The following is a 24754-nucleotide window of genomic DNA, read 5'->3' as shown; positions in this document are numbered from 1 at the left end:
GCGGCGTCTAAACGCCTGACATCGGAATTGCCTGGGTAACGCTATCAACGTTATTGCGCGGCCGGCTGTTATTGATGATCGTCCGGGTTCAGAAACTTCATCACTTCAGTAATAACCGAAGGGTGATCAATCAGCCGGTTGTGCCCCAGCCCATCCGTTGTAAACAGACGCGCTCCCGGCCACAGCGCTGCAAATCGGGCGCCCTTCTCCCACGGAGTTTCGCGATCACGGCGGTCATGAATAACCAGCGCAGGACGATCAAGCAATGGCAGGCGCGTACTGGCGTCGTAGTCCGCAAAACGGCGGCCGGTCAGCGAATGCAAAACGCCTTCAAAAGAATCAAACACCTTATGTGAAACACCGACTGCATCGAACTGCTGCAGCACGCTATCAGTAGGTGCCAGAAACGGCGCGATCAACACGAAACGCTCAGGGCGCCATTGTTCTTCCTGGGCGAAAACGATAGAGGAAGCGCCCAATGAATGCGCAATCACCGCCGCGGGCTTGCCAAAATGACGTCCTACGCGCTGCTGCACGTCGACAAACTGGGTCATGTGGCTGATCTTGCCGGCGCTCAGCCCATGTGCGGGCTGATCGAAACCCACCACCGCGTAACCCATTGAACGCAACAACGGCACCCATGCAATGAACCGCATTGCATAACTGGACCAGCCGTGAGCAAGCAACACGTAGGGTTGGCTCGACGGGTCTCCCCACACGTAGGTAGAAATCTTGATTCCGCCCAGATCGAGGGTGCTCGTCTGTACATCCGGCGCTGCGCTCAGAAGGGCTGCGGCCTTGGCACGTTCAGCAGCCTGCGGCGTAATGAAACGTCGAGCGAGATATCTTCCGGTCATGCCCGGTACAATACGGCTGGCCAGCGTGAAAATGCCGCGTAGGGTCAATAGTCGAAGCCTGTTGATGATTTTGCTCATCGGTATTCCCTGCGCCACTCAGATGACATGGCGCCATTAAAACAGCCAATCTTGTCACTGACAAGATAGCGTCTCCGATGGGCATATAACTTTTATTTCATGATAGGGAGCGTCACATGTCGACGTCAGACACCCCGCGGACCTACCACCACGGCAATCTGCCAGCCGTCTTGCGTCAGGCAGCCTGGGATATTGTGGCGGAAGCAGGCGTGCGCGGCATGTCGCTACGTGAGTGCGCAAGACGGGCAAACGTTTCTCACGCCGCTCCCGCTCACCATTTCGGTTCTCTGCAAAACCTGCTGGCCGAAGTCGTGGCCGATGGTTACGAGCGCATGGCCGATACCATTCTTGCCGCGCAGCAGGAGCTGGACGACACGCTGCTCGGCTGCGGCATCGGCTATGTCAATTTCGCTCAAACTTACCCTGAGCATTTCCGGTTGATGTATGGCGCTGGCGTCAACCGCACGTTACCCAGGCTTTTGGAGTCGGGTGAACGTACGTTGCAAGTGCTCCGCCAGTCGATACGCCACGCCTGGACAGCGAAACACGGTAGCGAACCTGATCCGGCAGTGCTTGAACAACGCACCTTCCTCGCCTGGAGTACCGCGCATGGCTACGCATCACTGACGATTGACAGAAAGACAGATAAACCGCCCATTCCCTCTGCCGAATCGATATTCCAACTGTTGACCCGTTCAGTGCTTACGCCATAAGTCTGAAAAACAGACGCACTTCTCTCCGTCAGATCGATACGCAAACGTCGTCGCGAGCACGCTTCCGATAAAGTGCTCGCGACGGCGCGTGCGCTATTTGGCCGGCTTTTCTGATGACACGCTTCACCTCCCCGCGCTCGATAGCTGATAAAGACTGGCATCGACCACTTTGATGTCGATCAACATCAATAAATTGACATTATAGATTTTGATCGTAATCATAAGCGTCATCCACAAGCCGGAAGCTGAACACATGTCCGAGAAAGCGCTTTTCGAACCCACCCAATTAGGTCACTTGACGCTCGCAAATCGTATCGTCATGGCGCCCCTCACCCGTAACCGCGCAGGCGTTGGTCTGGTGCCTACAGACCTGACGACGACCTACTACGCACAACGCGCCTCTGCCGGACTGATCATCACCGAAGCGACGCAAATCTCCGCCCAGGCGCAGGGTTATCAGGACACTCCGGGGCTGTACACACCGGAGCAGATCGCTGGCTGGCGCAACGTCACGGATGCTGTGCATGCCGAGGGCGGACGCATTTTTGTGCAGCTTTGGCATGTGGGCCGGGTGTCCCATGTTGACCTGCAACCGAACGGTGAGGCGCCGGTCGCACCTTCAGCCATCCGCGCGCAGACCAAAACGTTCGTCAACAACGGTTTTGCCGATGTATCCGAGCCGCGCGCGCTGGAGCTGGAAGAGTTACCTGGCATCGTGAACGACTTTCGCCAGGCCGCGGCCAACGCCATTGCCGCAGGTTTCGACGGCGTGGAAATTCACGGCGCCAACGGTTATTTGCTTGATCAGTTCATCAAGAACAATGCCAACCTGCGCACTGATGCCTATGGCGGCTCGATAGAAAATCGCGCGCGCCTGCTGCTGGAAGTCACCGCCGCAGTGGCCAAGGAAATCGGTGCGCACCGCACTGGGGTGCGGATCTCGCCGGTTTCGCCTGCCAACGGCGTTTCCAGCAGCGATCCACAAGCGCAATTCGACTACATCGCCGAGCAGCTCAGTGAACTGGGTATTGCCTTTATTCATGTGGTGGAAGGCGCCACTGGCGGCCCGCGTGATGTTGCGCCATTCGATTACGACGCGCTGCGCCAGCGTTTCAAGCAGACCTACCTGGCCAACAACGGCTACGACCTTGAACTCGCCACTGCCCGCATCAATGCGAACGAGGCAGACCTGATCGCTTTCGGCCGTCCGTTCATCAGTAACCCTGATTTGATCGAACGCTTGAAAACCGGCGCTCCGCTGGCGCCGCTCAACCAGGCAACGCTCTATGGCGGCGGAGCCGAAGGCTACACCGACTACCCGACACTCAACGGCTGAAACCCGTTACTCGCCCTGCCCTCGGCCTACTTTTCAAGGACATCCCCCATGACAACGTTTCCCACTGTACTCATCACGGGTGCTTCCAGCGGTATCGGTGCCGTTTATGCCGAACGGTTTGCCCGCCGTGGTCATAATCTGGTGCTCGTCGCTCGCGACAAGGCACGCCTCGATACCCTGGCAACGCGGCTGCGTGAAGAAAGCAACGTCGCCGTCGAGGTACTCCAGGCTGACCTTACCCACGCTGCCGATCTTACGGCAGTCGAAGCCCGCCTGCGTGAAGACGCCAGCATCGGCGTTCTGATCAACAACGCCGGTATGGCGCAATCCGGAGCGTTCGTTCAACAAAGCGCCGAGGCTATCGACACACTGATCGCGCTGAACATCGTGGCCCTGACGCGTCTCGCCGCAGCGGTGGCCCCGCGCTTTGCGCAGTCAGGTACAGGCTCGATCATCAACCTCGGCTCGGTGGTTGGCTTTGCGCCTGAGTTCGGCATGACTGTTTATGGCGCCACCAAGGCATTCGTGCTGTTCCTGTCTCAAGGCATGCATCTGGAATTGTCGCCCAAGGGTGTGTACGTCCAGGCAGTCTTACCTGCGGCCACTCGCACCGAAATCTGGGAGCGCGCCGGGATCGACCTCAACACCCTTCCCGAGGTGATGGACGTCGAGGAGCTGGTCGACGCAGCGCTGATTGGCTTTGATCGTCGAGAACTGGTGACCATCCCGCCACTGCACGTCGCAGCTCGTTGGGATTCGCTGGATGGCGCGCGCCAAGGATTACTGTCGGACATTCGACAGGCTCAGGCCGCAGAGCGCTATCAGCCACAAACGTGAAACGAGGTAACGCATTCGACTGCTCCGGCCATCGCTACCGGCGCGCCTGAAGTCAGGCGACATTGAAATGAGAGCACCATGAAAGCACTGACATTCGAAAACTATGGCAAGTCGCCTGAAATCGCGATTACCCATGTTCCTCGCCCGGTTATCAAACCTGACGAGCTGTTAGTGGAAGTTCACGCTGCCGGCTTGAACCCCATCGACAACATGATCACCACAGGCACCTTCAAGCCAGTCTTGAAGTTTCAGCTACCGGCCACGATGGGCAGCGACCTGGCGGGCGTCGTTATACAGGTTGGCAGCGCAGTGACTCGTTTCAAAGTAGGCGACGCCGTATTCGCAAGCCTTTTTGACCTTGGCCGCGGCGCCATCGCTGAACTCGCCGCTGTACCGGAACACGCTGCCGCACTGAAACCGGCCAACCTCGACTTCGTACAAGCGGCTTCCATTCCGATGGTCGGGCTTACCTCGTGGCAAGCCTTGAAAGAGCGCGCCGACCTTCAACCCGGTCAGAAAGTCTTCATACCAGCAGGCTCGGGCGGCATCGGCACCTTCGCCATCCAGCTGGCAAAACACCTCGGTGCCAACGTGGCCACGACCACCAGCACAGGGAATATCCCGCTGGTTCGCGGCCTGGGCGCAGACCAGGTAGTGGACTATAAAAAGCAGCCATTCGAGCAGGTGCTGCACGGTTATGACGTGGTGCTTGGCACTACCCGAGGCGGCACGATTGAAAAAGCGGTAGGCATCCTCAAACCGGGAGGCAACATCGTATCCCTCGTCGGTCCGCTGGATAAAGCCTTCGCTCAAGCCCGGCAGATGAACTTCTTCTTCACATTCGTCTTTGGCTTGATGAGTCGCAAGATCATGCGGCTGGCGAGAAAGACTGAGGTGGCTTACTCATTTCTGTTTGTTCGCGCGAGTGGAACTCAGCTTGGGAAAATTGGCGAGCTGCTTGAAAACGGTCAGATCAAGCCAGTGATCGACAGGGTGTTTCCGCTTGAGCAGGCCAGGGAAGGACTTGAGTATTTGGGTCAGGGTCGCGCTAAAGGCAAGGTTGTTATACAGATCAGGTGAGTGGGGGCGACGGACACTCGACTACCGCCATTGCTTGCACTTTTTAATGAACGACCTGTTCGGTTATCAAACTCCTGAAGTCGTTACATCCAGCCGTTTGAGCATTGGAGTACCACATGAATAAATCTTCCGAAAAAACCGCCATCGTTACCGGCGCCTCCTCGGGTATCGGTCGTGCGACTGCCGAGTTGCTGTCGCGAGCGGGTTATACGGTGTTTGGCACAAGCCGCAAGATCGGCCTCAGCCCTTCGCAGGTGTCGATGCTCACCTGTGACGTGACGAATGATGAATCTGTCAGTGCTCTGGTCTCCACCGTGCTCGCACAGACCGGGCGGATCGACCTATTGGTCAACAATGCCGGCATCGGGCTGCTGGGCGGTGCCGAAGAGTTTTCGATCGCGCAGGTGCAGGCACTGTTCGATGTCAACCTGTTCGGCGTTATCCGCATGACCAACGCGGTACTGCCAACGATGCGACAACATGGCCAGGGGAGCATCATCAACATCGGATCGATTCTGGGATTGATACCCGCGCCCTACTCTGCTCATTATTCGGCGGTCAAACATGCCCTGGAAGGCTATTCGGAATCGCTCGATCACGAAGTGCGTGCCTTTGGTGTTCGCGTTTCGGTCGTAGAGCCGGCATTTGTACGTACCGTCTTCGATCAAAACGGCATTGAGCCCGATTCGCTGTTGAAAGAATACGATGAGGCCCGAGCAGGGTTCAGGGCACTGCTGGCCGATGTAATGCCAACAGCCGACCTGCCAGAAGCTGTGGCTGCTGTCGTGCTGAAAGCGGCGAACGATGCTCGCCCCAGGCATCGATACACTGCCGGCAAGGCAGCGCGACAAATCAGCATGCTGCGTCGCTTTGCGCCTGCGGGAGTGTTCGACAAGAGCTTGCGCAAGCAGTTTCGTTTGCCGGTTTGAATGGCTGAGGCTGGGGTGACCACTGCCACTCAGCAGCCACCTCACTTATGCCGGTAACGGTCCGCAGGCACGATAGGCGTTGATCAACGTGTCAAAAAGAGCAATGTCCGACCGGCTTCTGGCAACCAGTTGAGCGCCCGCTACCGCCGAAAAAATGGCCTGCGCGCGCACCTCGCTGTCCGCTGGCAGGCATACTTTCGCGGTCACCAGGAGCTTGCTCAACCAGTCAATATTGACCTTCGCAAACATCTGAATTTCACGCGTCATTTCGGTTGGCAAATTGTCGGTTTCAGCACCGACAAAACTGCCTAGGCAAAGGCGGTTTTCAGCCTCCAGCGAGCGCCGGAAAATTTCCGGGAAGCGCTGTAACGCTTCGATAGGATCCGGGGTTTCTTCGGAGATAGTCTCGAGTGCTGCGGCACCGTCCTCCCAGTATCGCCTGGCAACCGCAACACCCAGATCGGCCTTGCTCGGGAAATGGTAGTAGATACTGGCCGGTTTGATTCCGACCTGAGCGGCCAGATCGCGAAAGTTAAGGCCGTTGTAACCCTGTGACTGAGCGATGTTTCTCGCGGCAAGCAGAATGGCCTCTCGGGCGTTGATGGTCATCTAGTGCCTTGTGCTTCGGATGCGTTTTTTGAAGAGGGACTCATGCTAATTCAAAAACCTGACTTTTGTCAGGCAGAACGGCGGTCTGGCGCATCGGAGCAATCATCCGCCGCTAATGAAGGAACCGGCCATGAACGGCCATCGTTCATGGCTCCGACCTGCAACGGCTTTCACCAGGAACGTCTTGCATGACGTTCTCGGCGACAAGGTATGCGCACAGCCGGCCAGTCACTCCTCCGCCGGCGAGTCCAGCTCAGGAATTCCACTGCTGCGGTCAGCATAGGCGGCCTGGAAACTCGGGCGTTTCTGCCAGCGTTTCCAGTACGTGTCCAGAAACTCGAAACGCTCATCCAGCGGCGTGGCGTTGACCGGGAACTTGGAGAAGGCAATCGCGGTGGCAAGAGTGATATCCGCAAACGTAGGCGCATCGCCGCCCAGCAGCCACTCGCGGCCGTCGGACAGATGACGATTGACCAATGCAGCGTGTGCCAGCGCTTCTTTGCGGCAGTGCTCGCCCCATGCTTCGTTCCTGGTCATTTCAAGTTTGAAACCGAGCCCGGTGTGCAACACATGAAACGCAGTAACGATCCGATAGAGGATATGCACCCAGATCCGGTTATCCCACATGTTATCGAGACCTTGCTCCAGTGCCCCCTCGCCCATGATCTTGCGTCCCGGATAAGACTGATCCAGGTAACGAACGATGGCGGCGGTCTCGGAAATGTAGCTACCGTCAGCCAGTTCGAGGGTCGGCGTCTCACCCCAAGGGTTCATATTCAGGTGACGCCAGCCACGCTGCTCTCCGCCGGGAGTCATGTCATAAATGGTTTCGTCGAACTGATCGGCAATACCTTTTTCGTGGATGAACAAACGCAGGCGTTGAGGATTCGGAAAAGCCGAGGGGGATGTGAATAATTGCAATTTAGAGGTCATGGTCAGGCCTGTGAGAGGGGTAAAAAATCCACCTAACGATCGTTAGGTAGTCATACCGTAGCGGTACTTTCGCGCAGAGTCAACGACCTACCTAACAGTTGTTAGGTGTGACGTTACGACTCGCTGATCAGGAAGCCTAGCTATCAGAGAGCATTCTGCTGAAAATGCAGCCTTCAGGCCTGGGTTGGCCCGCATTGACAGCGCTCAAACGTGAGCGCCTTGGTATCCTGTCTGCCGTGCTCAGGTGGCTGGTGAGTGCCGCTCAAAAAAAGACAAGACCCAGGCTTGAGATACAGGCCTTGCCAGGCCGCACAGCACAGAGAAAGAAGGAAAAAGAATGCAGCACGCTTCACTGAACCGTTTTCGTACCGGGTTGCTCGCCCTGCTTTTGCTGTGCGTGACCTTGCCAGCCTTGGCACAGAACACTCCCGCCCCACAAGCCGACAGCTCCAACAGTGCAGCCCCGGCAGTGGAAGCTCCGAGTCTGGATGACTTGAACAAGCAGCTCGACCAGATCCGGCAAAAGGTAACGGTCAGCGCCAATGATGACTTGCTGTCGAGCTTGCGGCAGGCCGCTTTGCAGGTCCAGAAGCAAGCCGACAATCTGATTGCCCAGCAAGCTGTCGACATCGAACACCTGAACGACCAGCTCAACATTCTAGGCCCGGTGCAGCCTGACGAGGCGCCAAGTCTGACCAGTCAGCGCAAGACGTTGACCACTCAGAAAAACGCGCTGGTCAGTGATGAACGTGAGACCAATACGCTAAGCCAGTCAGCCCGGGATCTGGCTACACAGATCTTCAGCCTGCGCCGCAGCCTGTTCGATTCCCAGATCAGTACCCGGACGGCAAGCCCACTCAGCTCGGCATTCTGGTCGACTCTGATTCGCCCTACCGATGACGATCTGGGACGCCTGAACAGGCTTCTGGTGGATGTCCGTCAGGTGTTCGACAGCGCGCTGGCACCGGAAAACCGCGTGCAATTCATCAGCGTGGTGCTGGGCGCGTTGTTCATATGGGTGGTTGTCCGGCGCTTGCTGGAGCGCCTGCTGATATGGGCGATGATTCGCTGGCTACCCGAAGGCCGCCTGCGCCGCAGTGCTCTGGCCCTGGCAGTCGGGCTTTCGACCATTCTTACCATCACCATTGCCACTTCCTTGCTGCGCTGGGGAATCGTGAGCCATGCAGTACTCAGTAACGACGTGGTCAACCTGCTTGATCAGGTGCAGACGCTGATCACCTTTTGCGCCTTCATTCTTGGTTTGGGCCGGGCGCTGTTGATGTTGTCGCACGCCTCATGGCGCCTGCCGAAAATTCCTGACGAGATCGCCACGGCCATGGGCCGCTTCCCGGCGATCCTGGCGCTGGCACTCATGATCATCGGCACGCAGGAGCGAATCAACAGTGTGATAGCCAGCAGCCTGGCACTGACGGTTGCGGTGAACGGCCTGACGGCACTGGCGGTTTCGCTGGTGTTTTTCTACGCCCTGTTGCGCTACCGCCGAACTCGCCGACGCTTTGAGCTGGAGCGGCCAGCAGGCTTTGCCGGTCTGATCCCGTTTATCGTTGCGGTGTGGGTCGGCCTGAGCTTGCTGGCGTTGTTGAGCGGCTACCTGACGCTGGCTTACTTTCTCGCAGTGAAACTGCTTTGGGTGAGCGTGGTGGCTTCCACTGCGTACCTGTTGATCGCCTGCTTCGGCGACATCTGCGAAACCCTCCTGTCGCCCAAACAGCCGGGCGGCATGGCACTCGGCTCGGCGTTGGGCTTGTCCACCCGCCATCAGGCCCAGGCAAGCACCGTACTGGCGGGCATAGGCCGTACCCTGCTCCTGCTGACCGCCGTGTTGCTGGTTTTCCTGCCCTCAGGCTCCAGTCCGGGCGAGCTGCTCGCCAGTTTTGCTCAGATGGACGTCACGTCCAAATCCCTGGGCAACCTGAACATCGTCCCCCGCGACATTCTGGTGGCATTGATTTGCCTGGTCGTCGGCCTGCTAGGTGTGCGCGTACTCAAGGAGTGGTTTGGCGAACGCCTGCTGCCCGAAACCAACATGGACGCGGGGATGCAGGCCTCGCTGGTGACCTTGATCGGTTACATCGGCTTTGTGCTGGTGGTGGCCGTGGTGATGTCCACGCTGAACATCAGCCTCACCAATTTGACCTGGGTGGTCAGTGCGCTATCGGTGGGGATCGGTTTCGGCCTGCAAGCCATCGTGCAGAACTTCATCTCCGGCCTGATTCTGCTGACCGAACGTCCGGTTAAAGTCGGCGACTGGGTGAGCCTGGCGGGGGTCGAAGGCGATATCCGCCGGATCAACGTACGCGCGACCGAAATCCAGATGTCCGACCGCTCGACAGTGATCGTGCCGAACTCGCAGTTCATCACGCAGAACGTGCGTAACGTGACCATGGGCAATGCGTTGGGGGTGGTCGGAATCACTCTGACCCTGCCCCTGGAAACAGATGTTCTGCAAATACGCGAACTGCTGCTGCAAGCCTTTACCGAGCACGAAGCGATACTCGACGCGCCAGCGCCGTCAGTCACCTTCAAGGACCTGACCAACACCGGTGTGATTATCAGCGCCAGTGGTTACGTGAACAGCCCACGCTCGGTGGGCGGCGCACGGAGTGACCTGTTGTTCACCGTACTGGGGCGTCTGCGAGAACTGGGCATCGCGCTGTCTGCACCACAAAGCATGGTGTTGATCAATGAGGGGCTCGGAAAAGAGGCTCCTGACGAGTCGGTGACGCCTTAGGCGTGGAGTGGGCCGCGTGGTGGGTGGTCTGGTGCTTGCCCAAGAGCGGGCACTGCGGCGCTTAGGTGACTTCGTCTCCAGACTCATGGAGATCGTAATCACTGTGACTGCCCGGCTTGAGGCAGTCACTCACCCTTAAGAGCCACCCGTTTTTTTCAAGGAGTAGCGACGCCGCCTTGTTAAATAATGTTATATAAAAAATAACTTAACATGATCTGGTCATTGGAGGATTATCTCCTCAACACCCATGACGCCAAGAAAAAAATACAAAACAGGATGGGAATAACCATCCCCTCTTATATGCACCCGACACTTTGCGCCGCGGTGGCCCCGACTCAGGGGCCGGCCACCGGAAGGCGCGCCAAGTGATCAACCCCCTGCAGGCATAGGTGCGCAGGGGCTCCTAAAAACAAAAACAATAGGACATAGCCATGCACAGATTCATTTCACGTCCCGCGATCGGGCTGTTGTTTTCTCTAGTCTTACTCGGCTCCGCCGTCAGCGCCGCGCCGTTACCCGCCGCGACCGAGGGCGACTGGATCGCCCCGCAGTTCACCTTCCATACCGGTGAAAAATTCGCCAACCTCAAACTGCACTACATCACCCTCGGCGACCCCAGGAATCCCGCTATCCTCTTCCTGCACGGCACCTACCGGCCAGGCAGCGATATGCTGAGCAAGGATTTTGGCGGGGAGCTGTTTGGCCCTGGTCAACCGCTGGATGCCAGCAAGTACTACATTATTTCCACCGACGGCATCGGCGTGGGCCAGTCCAGCAAACCCTCAGACGGTTTGCGCACTCGGTTTCCAGCGTACAACTACACCGACATGGTTCAAGCCCAGTATCGGTTGGTCACCGAAGGGCTGGGTGTCAAGCACCTGAGGCTGATCATCGGCAATTCCATGGGCGGCATGCAAACCTGGATGTGGGGCCAGACCTGGCCGCAGATGATGGATGCACTGGTGCCCATGGCGTCCCAACCCACCGAAATGTCATCCCGCAACTGGATGATGCGCCGCTTGCTGATCGAGTCAATCAAGCAAGACCCGGCCTGGAACAATGGTAACTACAGCGAGCAACCGCCTTCCCTGCGCCTGGCCAACGCGATGTTCAGCGTCGCCACCAGTGGCGGTACCCTGGCGTATCAGGCGGCCGCCCCGACCCATGCCCAGGCTGACAAACTGGTGGATGAACGCCTCAGCGCCGCGCAACCCGCCGACGCCAATGACTTCATCTACCAATGGCAATCTTCCGCCGACTACAACGCAGCCCCCGGTCTGAAAAAAATTCAGGCTCCGGTGCTTGTTATCAACTCGGCGGACGATGAGCGCTACCCACCGGAAACCGGACGGCTGGTGGAGTCGATGAAAGAGCTCAAACACGCACGACTATTACTTATCCCCGCCAGTGCCGACACCCGTGGCCACGGCACCACGAGCATGGCGAAGTTTTATAGCAAGGAGCTTGGGCAGTTCATGCGTGAGACTGAAAAGGCGAGATAAATCTCAAGGACGTGCTCAGGCGCCTGCCGACGCAGCGGGCGAGTAAAAGCGAGCGGTTGCTCCCGCATAAGTGGGAGCGGATTTAATCAAGCAAGACACTGTGCCCGTACGCATACCAGCAAACCGTGTGAAAGTTGCTTACTCTCTCAACGACCGATTATACCCAAGTGGGTAAACGTGAAACCTTGTGGCAACTTCAGACCGTAGCCAAGCATTCGATCAAACCCCGAATGGGCGAGCCATAGAGCACCTATCGCGGCAAGATCAGGGACCGACCCTATCAACCCGGCCGCGAACACGGCGGCACCAACCGCATACAAATGCACAGTGTTGTAGCAATAAGCACCCACTCTCGGGCCAAATGCATAGCCCAGAAAACTCAAGTCAGGCGTGAAAAAAATCATCAGCGCCTGCCACCAGGTGAAGTCATAACCGCCCCGCCAGAACAGTAGAATCCCTGTCACAAATAGAAGCCCCCCCTCTACACGTTGCCATAGAACGGTATGCGGTGCCGATGGTGCTAAATTGGACATGAACGCTCTCCAGGGATTGAGCATTCATTCTGTTTCATGCGCCCCTGAAACGTAATCGTCTAAGATCGAATGGTTATCATACAAAAATGGATAGCCCTGTGAGTCAACACGAGCCCAACTGGGAATGGTACCGAACGTTTCTTGCCGTGCTGGAGACCGGCTCATTGTCGGCCGCAGGGCGTGCGATGGGCATCAGTCAACCCACCGCTGGACGCCACATTGACGGCCTTGAAGCCGCTCTGGCACTGAAACTTTTTACTCGTTCATCCGATGGTTTCAGTCCCACCCTCGCTGCTCATGAAATAGCGCCCTATGCCGTCAATTTGGCGGCAATGTCGGCAGCGTTGCTGCGCAAGGCAAGTGAAGGCAACACCCATGTCCACGGGACGGTACGGCTGACAGTCAGCGAGGTAATCGGCGTTGAAGTCTTGCCGCCGATTCTGTCGGCGTTGCGCAACCAATACCCCGAGCTTGTTGTAGAGATGATTCTGTCCAATGAGGTTGATGACCTACTGCGTCGAGACGCAGATATCGCGGTTCGAATGCACAGGCCAACCCAACATGCGCTAATCGCACGACGTGTCGGCGATATTGAGGTCGGGCTATATGCCCATCGCAATTATTTGGCAATTTACGGCAGCCCCGATTCCCTGGAAGACCTGGTCAGCCATACCCTTATCGGTTTCGATCGAGAGAGCGCATTTATCCGTCGATTCCTGAAACAGTTCCCGGAATTTGCGCGCGCGAGCCTGGCGTTTCGCGCCGACAGTGAGCTTGCACAATTGGCGGCCATGCGCGCTGGCTTCGGGATTGGTGTGTGCCAGTCGGCAGTTGCAGCCCGCGATACAGCGTTGGTTCGGGTACTCCCCTCCGCGTTCTCGATATGTATGGACACGTGGGTCGCTATGCATGAAGACCTTCGTAACAGCGCTCGCTGCCAGGTTGTATTCAATGCCATAGCGGAAGGATTACGTGCGCACTCGCAGAACAGCCAGGCACTTTGCTAAATGCTTACAGATACGCCCGCATAATTCGTGGAACGCTATTCCGCAAAGTGTGATCGCCGTACGCATACAGTTTTTCGATCTGCACGTAGCGAATAAAAGCCAATGGATCGAACAGACGCCGATCTCGATGGGAGGCTTGTACGAGCGTGGCTCTTGGGCGTTCCAGCTGGTTGTTCGCCGTATTGCCACGCAGCGGAAAACGGGCTACGGCGATCATAAATTCAGTCCATTCATGCGCGCATGAATGGGCATGAACCGCCCGTATATCTGAAGAACGTGATGGCTCGCTGTGAGCCACATTCAGCCAGACGCTTCTGAAACGGATGGTACCAATACAGGTATTGGCCATGCAGGCTTTTTATTATTCTGCTTCAAATGCCGTACTGGCCATGCGCGGACTCAGGAAAGAAATTCGCAGCCCTTTTGCGTGAGGGATTTCAAAACCCAGGACCTGTCGTTTTCGCCCTGGGCGATCTGTTCGAGTTGTTTTTGCTCTGCTGCGTGTTTGGCGTAGGCGCGATCATACACTTCGCTCACCTGATCAAAAGGAACGCAGAGCAGGCCGTCGTCATCACCGATCACCAGATCGCCGGGCTCAATAACCATGCCGGCTACGGCGATGGGCACGTTGATTTCGCCCGGCCCGTCCTTATAAGGACCGCGATGGGTTACGCCTGCGGCAAACAGCGGGAAATCTCCAGCGCCGATGCTGGCGGCATCACGAATCGCGCCGTTGATCACGATACCAGCGACGCCTTTTTTGATCGCATAGGCCACCATCATTTCGCCGATCAGAGCGTTACTCAAGTCGCCGCCCGCATCGACAACGATGACGTCACCAGGCTGAGCGATGTCGAGAGCGTAGTGCAGCATCAGATTGTCACCGGGCCGAGCCTTGACGGTAATCGCCGGGCCAACCAACACACCGGAGCGGTGCATTGCACGCAGTTGCGCACCGCCCGCTGTCATGCGGTTCATGGAATCGCTGATGTTGGCCACCGGAACGGTGCGGTAGCGCTCAACCCACTCCGCATCCACCTTGCGCTTTTGCGCCAGCACTCTGAATCCAATCGACATTCTGCATTCCTCTTATATTTTTGTAGGACAACGATTCTGAAACGACGCAATTAATGAAACGACGTTTCGAAATTACCATCCATATTTTTTACACGCAACAGGGTTTCCATCAAACCCCATCCGAATCCCCCCTTCCAAAAGTCGACAATTGGCACAATTTAGGTCAAGCAGCTGATTTTTCGTATGAATTTATCGCTCGAACATCTTAGCCAAGGCTTCACGCCACAATGGCGAGGAACTTATATATTGCAACGCCATTTCATTATGATACTTTCTACCTGGCCAACGCTGCCGCGCCAGATTGCGGCAGTCGCACTCAGATAAAAAAGCCAAGGTGTGCACATGACTCGAACCATTCTCTTGACTGGCCCTGCATTAACCGCTGAAGCCATGGCTCATGCGGCCTCCCATGGCGTCCGTATCGTCCCCACCGTTCCGTATGCCCCCGCCGAAGAGCTCATCGCAACCATTGCTGCCGAGCAGCCTGATGCGATCATCGTCAGACAAGGAAAGCTCACACGCGAAATGATCGACGCTTCACCGAAGCTCAAAATCATTGCCAAGCACGGTGTCGGATACGACACCATTGATGTCGTGGCCGCAGGTGAGCGAGGCATTCCGGTAACGATCGCTCTGGGTGCGAACGCGCAGTCCGTCGCGGAGCATGCGTTCGCTTTAATGTTCACCGTGGCACGCCAGACCGCATTGCTGGATGCGCGGATGCGCGACGGGCATTGGGACAAGGCCACGTCCGTCGGTATTGAATTGTCCGGCAAGACGCTGGGCCTTGTAGGATTAGGCGCGATCGGGCGGATCCTTATGGAGTTGGTGGTTCCGCTGAAGATGCAGGTAAAGGTTTACGATCCGTATTTAAAAGATCTACCGGCCGCCCCAAATGTCGAGCTCGTCAGCGACTTCGATGCGCTGCTGGACGCCAGCGATATCATCAGCCTGCATTGCCCGCTGACTGAAGCAAACCGCAACCTGTTCAGCGCTGCACAGTTTGAGCGCATGCGTTCCAACAGCATTCTTATCAACACCGCGCGCGGCGAACTGGTCGACACCGATGCGCTGGTTCATGCGCTCAGTACCCGACAGATTGCGGGTGCGGGCCTGGATACATTCAACCCGGAACCACCGCCGGCAGATTCTCCGCTCTGGGGACTGCCAACGCTGGTTGCGACGCCTCATGTAGGGGCGAACACCTCTGAAGCGCGAGACCGGGTCGGCATGCTTGCTGTCCAGCAAATCATTAATTATTGGAACGGCACGGCACCTGACCCTCGTGCAGTAGTAAATCGTCATCTCTTTCAGAGCTGATAAAGCGAACCACCCGAACATTAAATCTCGGTTCGGGCACACATAAAGTTTTCTCCAAAAAGAACAAAATGGGAGAGAGTCATGTCTGTCAGCTCTACTGATATCAGCGCCATTGAGCGCTCAACCATGCGAAAAGTCGCTTGGCGTTTATTACCCTTCCTGATTCTCTGCTACCTCCTGGCGATCATTGATCGTGGCAACATCGGGATGGCTTCACTCCAGATGAACCATGACCTGGGTTTGACGCCAGCCATCTTCGGACTTGCCAGCAGCCTTTTCTTTGTCTCGTATTTTTTTGTTGAAGTACCGAGCAACCTGGCCTTGCAACGCTTCGGCGCACGGATCTGGATCGCAAGGATAATGATTACCTGGGGTTTCATTTCGGCGGGTACAGCGTTCGTTCAAGGCGCGAACTCTCTGTATGTCATGCGGTTTCTCCTGGGCGCAGCAGAAGCTGGTTTTTTCCCTGGGGTCTTGCTCTATCTAACCTACTGGTTGCCCGCCGCTTATCGTGGACGCATGGTGGCTATTTTCATGGTAGCCATACCTGGCGCAAATTTTATTGGCTCGCCGCTTTCAGGCCTTCTGCTGAGCATGGACGGCTGGTTCGGCATGCGCGGCTGGCACTGGCTGTTCATTCTGGAAGGAATACCTGCCGTATTGCTGGGGATCGCCTGCCTGTTTGTTCTGACGGATCGTCCAGAGCAGGCGCATTGGTTGAGCAACGAGCAACGTACCTGGCTCACCAGTCGGCTGGATGAGGAACGTGGCCGCAAGACCGCTATCGGACACATTTCATTGTGGAAGCTGTTACGCCATAAACACATCTGGGTATTGGCGCTGATCTATTCAGGAGCGTCCGCCGCAGGCAGTACGATGAGCGTATGGGCTCCGCAGTTGCTAAAGACCTTCGGGTTGAGCAATCTGGAAATCGGCATGGTCAACGCCATTCCGTACGGCCTCGCTTCCGTATTGATGATCCTGTGGGGCCGCAGCTCTGACAAAACCGGGGAACGTCGCTGGCACACAGCAACTACCTTGCTGTTGATCGCTGCAGGACTACTGCTGGCACTTGTCACCTCTTCCCTCACCGCGACGGTCGTTATGCTTTCCATGGTGCTGATCGGCGCTTACTCAATGAAAGGTCCGTTCTGGGCGCTGGTCTCTACCTGGCTCTCCTCATCAACAGCAGCGGCGGGTCTGGCAGCAGTAGGCGCAATGGCCAACCTCATTGGCGGCGGTGTGATGGTGAATGTTTACGGGACGATCCATGACGCTACCGGTAGCTACGCTCTGGCCCTTCTACCCCTCGCAGCACTCTGCGCAGCAGGGGCGCTTATGGTGCTGTTCATGGGGCGCAAACAACTTGGAGAGGCAACTGCGGAGCCGAAACTCAAGGAGGGTGTTAACGCCCATTGATTAAGCCGTTTTTCAGACCGACGCCTGGCCCTTGCCGCGCGTCGGTTTTTTTTGCCTGAATTACCAGATCAACAACGTTTGAAAACAGCAAAAGTGCTGCATAATTAAACGTTTGAACATTACCGTATCAGGTCAACGGCAGTATTTTGCAGGGGCATCATGCACCTCCTGATGCCCGCTACTAAAAGGAGAAACCAATGGTCAAAATCCGCCCACGTCCTGCTGTCACCGGGGTGGCATCGGCTGATCGGGTGTTGACTGTGCTCACTGCCTTCAGGACGGGAGACACCGCTGTAGAGCTTGCCGAGATCGCCGAGCGCACTGGACTGATCAAAAGCACGATCATGCGTTTGATGGTCTCACTGGAAAACCATGGCCTGATCACGCGCATGGCCGATGGCCGCTACCAGTTGGCGACCGAAATCATGAGGCTAAACACCGTCTATCAGGATGGACTGGATCTAGAGCGACATATCACGCCGTTGCTGCATAGGCTGACACAAGAAACGGGAGAGACCGCATCCTTCTATGTGAGGCATGGCGCATACCGAATGTGTCTGTACCGGGTCAACTCACCTCATCACTTGCGACTGCACATGCAGCCAGGCGACACCCGCCCGATGGATGCCGCTGCAGGGGCGCAAGCATTGCGTATCCCCTATGCCATGGCGACGATGATGATAAAACCCATGTACTCGGTAGGAGCAACCGATCCTCACGCATCATCGATGGCATTGCCTATCTTCGGCGCAGGTGAAAGCCTGATAGGAGCGTTGGTGCTGTCCGGCCCGGCGAGTCGGCTGACGGCTGATCAGGCTCAGACCTTCTGCCCACTCTTCCAGAATGCTGCACTTGAGCTGACACGTAGCCTCGGGGGCGACGCGCTGGCTATTGATCCTGATGAGCCTGCCCCCAAGAAAACAGCCAAGGCTTGAACGAAACGTCACCGCCCGACGGGAGCCGGACAGTGACATGACGTTTTCGGCAGAACATCGTTTAGTGAACCCATTGGTGCCAGTGGCTCGCCTTTACGTGCCGCCTTGATCCCGTCCTTCGCTGTCTCCTCGTGAATCCATACCGTTGTGTGCTTGAAGCCTGCAGCCCGTTGACGCTCCTTGAAAAGCCTCTGTCACTTGGCTGCCGACATTTGCTGTTTTGGGGCTTCTTCGTCTTTCATATGATCTCCGTTACCACTTACGATGAAGAGTTAATGCTCTAGCGTGAGTGGTAACGCAACGGGGTATGCAAAATAATTGCAGCCCCTAATGCAAAGCACGTTGCTGCCGAGACATGGAAATGTTTAAAGCGAGATTTCAAATAATTTTTATAATTAGAGTGCTTACGAAGAAAATCCTAGCAGCATTGATCCCGCTTGCATCGCTTTTTTCTGGGGTTTGCTGGATGAATTCGGCAAGTGCTCAGATGACCGCTATTGGGGCGAGCCCGGCAGTTGCTGAAGCGCTAACCAGGTATTCAGCTTCACTAAACCAGTCTGCAGCAGTTGCCGCTATATTTGCTGGCTGGTTCATAGCGATGGCGCTCTGTGTGGATGACTAACTGCGCAGATGCTGAATAGGGCATCAAGGATATGAGAACTTATCCGCTAACCGACCGAGTCGAGATTTTGGCCCGGTCGACTCAGGCAGATTGCGATCAGCGAGCGGCTGCGTCTTCACCTGTGCCGAGCACTACGCTCGTGGTGCTGATAGATCGGCTGGAACCCAAGCCGATCTATCAGCAGGAGCGAAGTGGAAAAATCCCACTTTGAGATGCCAGAAGGTTTTCCGGTATCTATCGGGATGTCGGTAGTTTCGCATTCGAGATCCAGAAGGGTGTGGTTTCAAAGAATGACCCCCTTTCGCGAGCAGATCGTAAAAGTGATCCTTGGCTCACGTTTAGATGCGCGCAGAACTGCTCACATCTAGATTAGGGGGCGAGCCCCCAGTGGGGGATGGAGCCGATCTGCGCCATCACCGTAAATACCCCTTTAATGGGGGAATACCTGCCCTACCGAAACGGGAGGCCAGGTGAAGGATGGTAATCAGCGGCTGACGAGGGTATAAAACCTCGCAGTATGGCAATCAGCCATTTACTCCAGAGATAGGGACATCAGATGAAAAAGGTTCTAGGAGCAATCGCTCTTGTTGGCGCACTACACGGCTGCGCGTCCGTGCCCATGGGCGATCCGGCGGCCGATATTGAAATGAAGCGCTTCGGTACCGTACCGGATATGTCCCGCGTCTACATCTACCGCAACGAGACCATGGGTGCGGCCATCAAAATGACTGTGACAGTCGATGGGCGCGTGATCGGCGCTACGGCGGCTAATACCTACCTTGTCGCGGAAGTGCCATCGGGCAGCCACACGATCGGCTCCGATGCCGAGAATCTGACAATGCTCAAGATCAACACCCAGGCTGGGAAGAACGTCTATGTGTGGCAGGAGGTGAAAATGGGGTTCGGCTATGCGCGCAGCCAACTCCACCTGGTGCCAGAAGTTGAAGGCAAGGAAGGCGTGCTTGAGACCAAGCTGGCGGGTTCGCTATAAGCATGCGAGGCAGCCGCTTTGGATGAAGATATGCTCAGTTCTGAGCGGATCTCAGGCCAAGTTAAATCTCATAGAAGTCGCCATCAGCGGCAGCAAGCGGGCGGGAGTTCTGCAGACGGTCATCGGCGTTGTATTGATCGCCCTTAGCCCTTTCACAAGCGGCGCTACCTTGGCGCCGGGCATTGCCTTGGCTGTGGGCGGGATCATCCAAATGCTCAGTCCTCAGGCATCAGGCCTGAAGCAAAGTGCTTCACCTGAAAACCTGCCGTCTTATGTGTTCGGCAGTGCCAGGAATACCACGGCCAGTGGTAATCCGGTACCGATCTGCATTGGTGATCGGCGCTGGGGTGGAGCAATCATCAGCGCCGCCATCTATGCCGAGGATCAAGCCTGACCGAGCACATTGCAATCAGAGAGTCTGGCGATAGCGAGGCCAATCTGTTGGCAGACTTTCGTGCCCGGTCGGCACTTGGAAAGCATTCATATCAGCTTTTTTACTCAGGTGCGGCCTTCTTTGAAGCAATATCCACAGCTTTTTCCGCTAGTTTCCCAGCTGCCCCGGTGAAGCTCACATCCAAAGTGCCTCCCTCAGATCGGGAAAAAGCGCTCTGCCCGCTGATGTTCCAGTGCGCAAACGCTTCTCTCACTTGGTCCCATTCAGCGGTCGCCCCATAAGTATCGAGGTAAAACTCACCAAACTTTATAGCGTGCACACGCTCTCCAATTTTCAATGATTCATGCATATAAGAGTTGCTGAACAAGAAGGCATAGCGGGACATCGCCGCGAACACACCGACCACTAGAAGTCCGCGAAAAAGGTGAAAGAAATAGTAGCCAAGGCCCGATGAGCTGGTCTGATGGAAATCGTCCGAGCTATATATCATGGATAAGATCGCAAAAATCACGGCTAAAACTAGAGATAAGGCACCCGTGACTGCCCAAATGATCGATATCGTATGGAAATTTTGCTCCTTCGTCCCAAGCGTGGAGAGAGCGGAGCTTACAAACTTCCCAGAGTTCTTTTGAATCGCTTCTTGGCTTTGCGCGGAATAACGGGCTTTCTCAAGCTCCGCCTCTGCGATTAAAATTTCTAAGTGTTCTCTCTTGGCGGTGATCTCTTCTGAAAGAGCACGCCTAGCCTTATCACTTTCGTAGGAGCTCTTGTTAAGCGCTTTTTCCAGGTCTAGCTGCTTTTGAAGTACTGAATTTTCGCGCTCCTCCAATATTCTGGATCGATGCTCCATTTGTGCATAAAGAGCCTGCTCCTTTGATTCGAGAGCGGCTCGATCCTCAAGAAGTCGTTTTTCGGTGTTCTTTTCGCGCTCGGACAAAGCGTCGTGTCTGGCCTGGATGGCGGATTCATGACGTTTCAGTTGCTGAAGCATCGCAGGCGTTGGATCAAACGCATTTAACGCACCTGGACCTTTCTCCATCTTGTGTCTTCCTTGAATTTCGTGTGCCACGGGCTGTCTACGGGATGTTACACAAGGTATGCCTGAGCTGATACGCGCAAATATCAGTTTATTTCAGCGTTCCGCTTGATAAGTGACACTCAAAGTGCAACAGCCTTAGTAAGACACCTAAACTGATACGGGACGCACATCATGTTCATTCGCGCATACATCTGAGCCTCGACCGATGAGCAGGACGCCGGCCGGGCTCGCGCCTCGCTCGAGCAGTTCGCAAGCGACCACAACAAGGTGGTGGCCAGCGAGTACCTGGAGAATGCCAGCGGTGCGACTGCTGACCGGCCGGAGCTGCTTCGCCTGCTCAAAGATGCTCGCAAGGGTGACGTGCTGCTTGTTGAATCAATCGACCGGCTATCCCGCTTGCCGATGGATGACTGGGCGAAGCTCAAGGCTGCGATCGATTCCAAGGGTCTGCGAATCGTCGCACTTGACCTGCCGACCAGACACCAGGGAATGCAGGACACGAAAGGCGATGAGTTCACCGGCCGGATGCTGGGAGCGATCAACTCGATACTGGTAGAGATGATGGCTGCGATTGCTCGGAAAGACTATGAGCAGCGACGCGAGCGCCAGGCGCAGGGCATTGAGAAGGCGAAGGCCGATGGCAAGTATCATGGCCGCCCAGTGGACGCCGATCTGCACAGGCGAGTGAGGGAGTTGCTAAAGGCCGGGCTGGGTATCCGCGCCACTGCCCGGCACGCTGACTGCTCCACTACCACCGTACTGCGCATCCGTGGGACCACTTAGAAGCCGACTCGGTATCTCCTCGAAATGGTCCATGGTGATATTTTGAAAGGCGACTTAACGTTAGGAACAAGACCGAACATAACCCCTACTTCGCCAAGCATTCGCTCGATTAAAGCGTTTTGATTCGGCTCGCCTATGCCATCCCACCAAGTCGGAGAGGCGAATACATTTTCAAAATGGTCGAAGAAATAGGCGACAAGTCTGAAGGACAGATCAGCATCATCAATTTGCTCCAGACTTTTAATCAAGGCCATGCAGCATCTGTCATCTTCGACCATCCACGAAAAAACTATCTGCCCCTTCTCTCCACCAAAGAAGGAAGTGACACTCATAAGCTCAGGCACTAGGTCAACATCGGCCATATCTTGTAGCTGCCTTCCCCAAAAATCCACGCTTGGCGCATAGGTGCCGCTGCACATTACCGGTGGAGCCTGTTCCAATTCGATTATGTAGGAGCGCACTGGAGCATAATCTCCATTGATTAAGCATTTATCAAAGCGCGCCTTATGAATCTGAATATCGCGTAACGCTGCGTTAATTCCTGCCCCGTGGAGCCGAGCAAACGTCTGGATTTCAATCTGGCGATCTGGCGTACGCCCGCGGTCGAGTTCCTTATAAAGCTGAGCCTGCTCCGCTGCAGCTCGCTTTGTATAAATCTCTCGGGCATAGGCGCGATACGCCAACAGGAAGCACTGTTCCTGACTTCCGACAAAAACCCCCTTCTCAATCGGCGCGAAAAGAGCGTCGTCGTGCGTCGAGCAAAAGCCGCTGAAAGTAGAAGCACGACGGACGCCCACCTTCTCGGGCTTTAAAACACCGTTGTGTTTGATAAGCCCTTCTAGAGACGGCATGAAGGATAGGACGTGCCCATTATCCGCAATTTGGTTCAGGCTTCCAGAACGAGGTACGGTATGTGCGGCGATGATTGAGCCGGAGCACTGATCATGGAAAAGATCCGGGGCGGAGCACAGCTTCTTTGAGAAATGCTTCCGATGAGTAGCGCTGATGTCCCATGGCTTATGAGGCTCTGCCGACTCCCGAGCAAGATGGCATTTTTTGTATTTCTTGCCTGAATCGCACCAACATCTGTCATTTCTTCCTAGCTTTCCCATTTGCTTCCCTAGCGAAATCGTCGAATTGAGCGCACAAAAAAACCTCACCACTCTTTAGCGCGTGAGGTTTGCTGATCCGCAGCCTACTTTTAGCACCCATCATGCACCCATGAAAGGACGGAAGAATAGCTACGTAAGGCCACAGCCCTTTATTTAATGGTGTCCCAGGCGGGGTTCGAACCTGCAACCTTCCCCTTAGGAGGGGGATGCTCTATCCAATTGAGCTACTGAGACACTGCGTGCCGACACACCGATTGGTGCCAGCGAGGACGGCGTGCATCTTAGCGAGATGCGTCGCTCTTGTCATGTTGTCATTGCCCTCCAGAGCTGTAGCCGATGTCGCTGAAATACGCCGCTCGATGAACCCATCATGCAATTTGCAATACTCCAAAAAGCCATCATTGCAAAACGCACTGATACCCTCTTTTTTTCGATTATCAAGCAATTGATTTATAAGGTATTTTTTCCAATTTACCATTGGCATGCAGACTGCATTACCAATACCAGTGAACACATCTCATCCCAAACGGTCGGGCACAGGTACTGGAAAATGAACAAGACTCTCTCAGTGTTGAATGCGGCAGCTCTGGTGGCTCTGGTGGCGTTTCATTTCCAGGATTCCGGTGCGCAGAGCGCGCAAGTGAGTGTTCAGGCTCCTGTGCAGCATCACATTAGCCAGGCACCGAAGCTGGCCGTGATGACTGATCGCAGCGCAAGTGCGGCGATACTGGCCACTGAAGATGTATCCGATATGCAGGCACCACGTGCCGAACAGCGCTGGGTTTTTTGAGACCGTTTTGCCTGAACTTTATCAAATCGAGAGAGAAGAAAGCTGCCATGTCAAAATCCGCGTTGTCATTCCTTGTTCTGACAGTCATGGCCGTGGTCGTTGACCTCTTGTTGCCTTTGCACGCGCCAGCCATGAGCATCGCTGCCAATATTGCTGCCGGTGTGTTCGCCAGCCTTTTCGTTGTTGCCCTGTTCTTCGGCCGCCGCTTCAAGTTTGATCCGGTTTTGCGCTGAGTCAGGCCACATGGTCCGCGTCGGCATTTGGCTACCTTCCGCCAGACCCGCTAGCCATTTCTCCCCCCCTCCACTCCCTTCAAGCCCTTTTTTCACCTGCCATGCTCACGCTGGTCGGCTAGCACCTCTTTCCGTTGAATTAACGCCTACGCTTGGACTCATATAGCCATCACGGCAGAAGGCCTGTATTGCAGGTGCTCGTCGTCAGCCGCTGGGCAGGTCGGATTATTTGCAAAGCGGGTCGCATTTCTGATAATTGGTGCTGGCAAAGAGCCTTTACCTGAGTCAATATTTGTCACAGAATTGACGCCAAGGATTCGACGGATTGCGTCATTATGTCGGCCCTTGGCTTCGCGGTTGAACATTTGGCCAAAACGACTGTCTGAGAATTACAATCTTGCGGCCACTTGCTAGAACCGCTTCCCCTGAACTAACCGGTTAAATATATGAGCCCTATGAAACAGGCTATCTATTCCAGCCGCACGGCTGACAAGTTCGTCGTTCGCCTACCAGACGGCATGCGTAATCGCGTGCAAGAAGTAGCCAAGAATCATCACCGCAGCATGAATTCGGAGATTATTGCTCGTCTCGAGCAGAGTCTGACCCAGGAAGGTGCACTTGGCGATGAGCCAAACCTGCGTCTTGATAGCCCTGAGCTGTCTCTGAATGAACGCGAGCTGCTGCAACGTTTTCGTCACCTGTCACATCGTCAACAGAACGCTCTTGTTTCGCTGATTGCTCAAGACACGGAAATGGCTTCCGAAGACTGAAAGTTAGCGTAGAAGACCAAGGCCAGCGCAAGCTGGCCTTTTTATTGGGGTGCATTTTAATGCTGTTGTGAGTTGAGTCACTGCCTTAAGAAAGATGAAAATT

Annotated in this window: 22 protein-coding genes, 1 tRNA gene and 3 pseudogenes; 18 read left to right on the top strand and 8 right to left on the bottom strand. The window is 55.6% G+C overall.

All coding sequences use genetic code 11. The features are described from left to right. Nucleotides 1-68 precede the first annotated feature (68 nt). Entirely contained in the window at nt 69-935 is an 867-nt protein-coding gene (locus N018_RS07680) for an alpha/beta hydrolase (RefSeq protein ID WP_024646026.1), read from the bottom strand. A gap of 116 nt (nt 936-1051) precedes the next feature. Here N018_RS07680 and N018_RS07675 point away from each other — a divergent pair, with 116 nt between their 5' ends. The 5 genes from N018_RS07675 (at nt 1052) to N018_RS07655 (ending at nt 5830) form a co-directional block, all read left to right on the top strand. Then, nucleotides 1052-1648, top strand: coding sequence for a TetR/AcrR family transcriptional regulator (locus tag N018_RS07675; RefSeq protein WP_024646027.1), 597 nt, complete (start codon nt 1052-1054; stop codon nt 1646-1648). A gap of 253 nt (nt 1649-1901) precedes the next feature. Continuing rightward, entirely contained in the window at nt 1902-2984 is a 1083-nt protein-coding gene (locus N018_RS07670) for an alkene reductase (RefSeq protein WP_025389259.1), read from the top strand. Nucleotides 2985-3032: 48 nt separating this feature from the next. Further along, nucleotides 3033-3821, top strand: coding sequence for an SDR family NAD(P)-dependent oxidoreductase (locus N018_RS07665; protein ID WP_025389258.1), 789 nt, complete (start codon nt 3033-3035; stop codon nt 3819-3821). Between the two features lie 78 nt (nt 3822-3899). Further along, on the top strand, nt 3900-4901 hold the full coding sequence (locus N018_RS07660; protein ID WP_025389257.1) for an NADP-dependent oxidoreductase: 1002 nt from the start codon (nt 3900-3902) through the stop codon (nt 4899-4901). Between the two features lie 116 nt (nt 4902-5017). After that, nucleotides 5018-5830: an oxidoreductase gene (locus N018_RS07655; protein ID WP_025389256.1), complete on the top strand. Its 813-nt coding sequence runs from the start codon at nt 5018-5020 to the stop codon at nt 5828-5830. A 45-nt stretch (nt 5831-5875) separates the two neighbouring features. On the opposite strand, the gene N018_RS07650 is transcribed toward N018_RS07655, so the two are convergent. Continuing rightward, a complete protein-coding gene (locus N018_RS07650; protein WP_024646031.1) occupies nt 5876-6439 on the bottom strand; it encodes a TetR/AcrR family transcriptional regulator in 564 nt (187 codons plus the stop codon). A gap of 228 nt (nt 6440-6667) precedes the next feature. Continuing rightward, the gene (locus N018_RS07645; protein WP_024646032.1) at nt 6668-7372 is read right to left on the bottom strand and encodes a glutathione S-transferase family protein; all 705 of its coding nucleotides are present in this window, start codon (nt 7370-7372) and stop codon (nt 6668-6670) included. 337 nt (nt 7373-7709) lie between these two features. Here N018_RS07645 and N018_RS07640 point away from each other — a divergent pair, with 337 nt between their 5' ends. Beyond that, a complete protein-coding gene (locus N018_RS07640; protein WP_024646033.1) occupies nt 7710-10124 on the top strand; it encodes a DUF3772 domain-containing protein in 2415 nt (804 codons plus the stop codon). Nucleotides 10125-10555: 431 nt separating this feature from the next. Then, nucleotides 10556-11626 (top strand): alpha/beta fold hydrolase, encoded by a 1071-nt coding sequence (locus N018_RS07635; RefSeq protein WP_025389255.1) that lies wholly within the window; start codon nt 10556-10558, stop codon nt 11624-11626. Between the two features lie 146 nt (nt 11627-11772). On the opposite strand, the gene N018_RS07630 is transcribed toward N018_RS07635, so the two are convergent. Next, nucleotides 11773-12159 (bottom strand): DUF4260 domain-containing protein, encoded by a 387-nt coding sequence (locus N018_RS07630; protein WP_038401711.1) that lies wholly within the window; start codon nt 12157-12159, stop codon nt 11773-11775. 86 nt (nt 12160-12245) lie between these two features. On the opposite strand from N018_RS07630, the gene N018_RS07625 reads away from it, so the two are divergent. Together N018_RS07625 and N018_RS28500 are read left to right on the top strand one after the other, a co-directional pair. Continuing rightward, entirely contained in the window at nt 12246-13166 is a 921-nt protein-coding gene (locus N018_RS07625; RefSeq protein ID WP_038401110.1) for a LysR family transcriptional regulator, read from the top strand. A 149-nt stretch (nt 13167-13315) separates the two neighbouring features. Continuing rightward, a pseudogene (locus N018_RS28500) lies at nt 13316-13484 on the top strand (IS66 family transposase); the annotation flags it as partial. An 81-nt stretch (nt 13485-13565) separates the two neighbouring features. Here N018_RS28500 and N018_RS07615 read toward each other — a convergent pair. Next, nucleotides 13566-14243, bottom strand: coding sequence for an RraA family protein (locus N018_RS07615; RefSeq protein WP_024646037.1), 678 nt, complete (start codon nt 14241-14243; stop codon nt 13566-13568). Between the two features lie 342 nt (nt 14244-14585). Here N018_RS07615 and N018_RS07610 point away from each other — a divergent pair, with 342 nt between their 5' ends. The 5 genes and pseudogenes from N018_RS07610 to N018_RS07585 form a co-directional block, all read left to right on the top strand. Next, nucleotides 14586-15563 (top strand): hydroxyacid dehydrogenase, encoded by a 978-nt coding sequence (locus tag N018_RS07610; RefSeq protein ID WP_025389252.1) that lies wholly within the window; start codon nt 14586-14588, stop codon nt 15561-15563. Between the two features lie 81 nt (nt 15564-15644). After that, nucleotides 15645-16982 carry an MFS transporter gene (locus tag N018_RS07605; protein ID WP_025389251.1) on the top strand — a complete coding sequence of 446 codons (1338 nt, stop codon included), beginning with the start codon at nt 15645-15647 and terminating at the stop codon, nt 16980-16982. A 197-nt stretch (nt 16983-17179) separates the two neighbouring features. Then, the gene (locus tag N018_RS07600) at nt 17180-17917 is read left to right on the top strand and encodes an IclR family transcriptional regulator (protein WP_025389250.1); all 738 of its coding nucleotides are present in this window, start codon (nt 17180-17182) and stop codon (nt 17915-17917) included. Between the two features lie 1178 nt (nt 17918-19095). Further along, the gene (locus tag N018_RS07590) at nt 19096-19530 is read left to right on the top strand and encodes a DUF2846 domain-containing protein (protein WP_025389248.1); all 435 of its coding nucleotides are present in this window, start codon (nt 19096-19098) and stop codon (nt 19528-19530) included. An 82-nt stretch (nt 19531-19612) separates the two neighbouring features. Further along, nucleotides 19613-19924: pseudogene (locus N018_RS07585) on the top strand (tail assembly protein); the annotation flags it as partial. Nucleotides 19925-20024: 100 nt separating this feature from the next. Here N018_RS07585 and N018_RS07580 read toward each other — a convergent pair. Continuing rightward, nucleotides 20025-20963, bottom strand: coding sequence for a hypothetical protein (locus N018_RS07580; RefSeq protein ID WP_025389246.1), 939 nt, complete (start codon nt 20961-20963; stop codon nt 20025-20027). 171 nt (nt 20964-21134) lie between these two features. On the opposite strand from N018_RS07580, the pseudogene N018_RS07575 reads away from it, so the two are divergent. Next, nucleotides 21135-21746: pseudogene (locus N018_RS07575) on the top strand (recombinase family protein). Here the strand turns inward: N018_RS07575 and N018_RS07570 are convergent. Further along, nucleotides 21743-22858: a YecA family protein gene (locus tag N018_RS07570; RefSeq protein ID WP_080274801.1), complete on the bottom strand. Its 1116-nt coding sequence runs from the start codon at nt 22856-22858 to the stop codon at nt 21743-21745. The pseudogene N018_RS07575 and the gene N018_RS07570 sit on opposite strands and share 4 nt — an antisense overlap. Nucleotides 22859-23015: 157 nt before the next feature. Next, nucleotides 23016-23092: transfer RNA gene (locus N018_RS07565), tRNA-Arg, on the bottom strand. Nucleotides 23093-23408: 316 nt separating this feature from the next. Here N018_RS07565 and N018_RS07560 point away from each other — a divergent pair. From N018_RS07560 to N018_RS07550, 3 genes are all read left to right on the top strand, one after another. Continuing rightward, the gene (locus tag N018_RS07560; protein WP_024646041.1) at nt 23409-23648 is read left to right on the top strand and encodes a hypothetical protein; all 240 of its coding nucleotides are present in this window, start codon (nt 23409-23411) and stop codon (nt 23646-23648) included. 47 nt (nt 23649-23695) lie between these two features. After that, the gene (locus N018_RS07555) at nt 23696-23881 is read left to right on the top strand and encodes a PA3371 family protein (protein ID WP_025389244.1); all 186 of its coding nucleotides are present in this window, start codon (nt 23696-23698) and stop codon (nt 23879-23881) included. Between the two features lie 446 nt (nt 23882-24327). After that, nucleotides 24328-24651, top strand: a complete 324-nt coding sequence (locus N018_RS07550) for an Arc family DNA-binding protein (protein WP_024646043.1) — start codon at nt 24328-24330, stop codon at nt 24649-24651. Nucleotides 24652-24754: the final 103 nt, after the last annotated feature.

The sequence above is a fragment of the Pseudomonas syringae CC1557 genome, assembly GCF_000452705.1.
GTDB lineage: Bacteria > Pseudomonadota > Gammaproteobacteria > Pseudomonadales > Pseudomonadaceae > Aquipseudomonas > Aquipseudomonas syringae_F.
The sequence above is the reverse complement of the archived record's forward strand: the minus strand, read 5'-3'. Positions and strand labels throughout refer to the sequence as shown.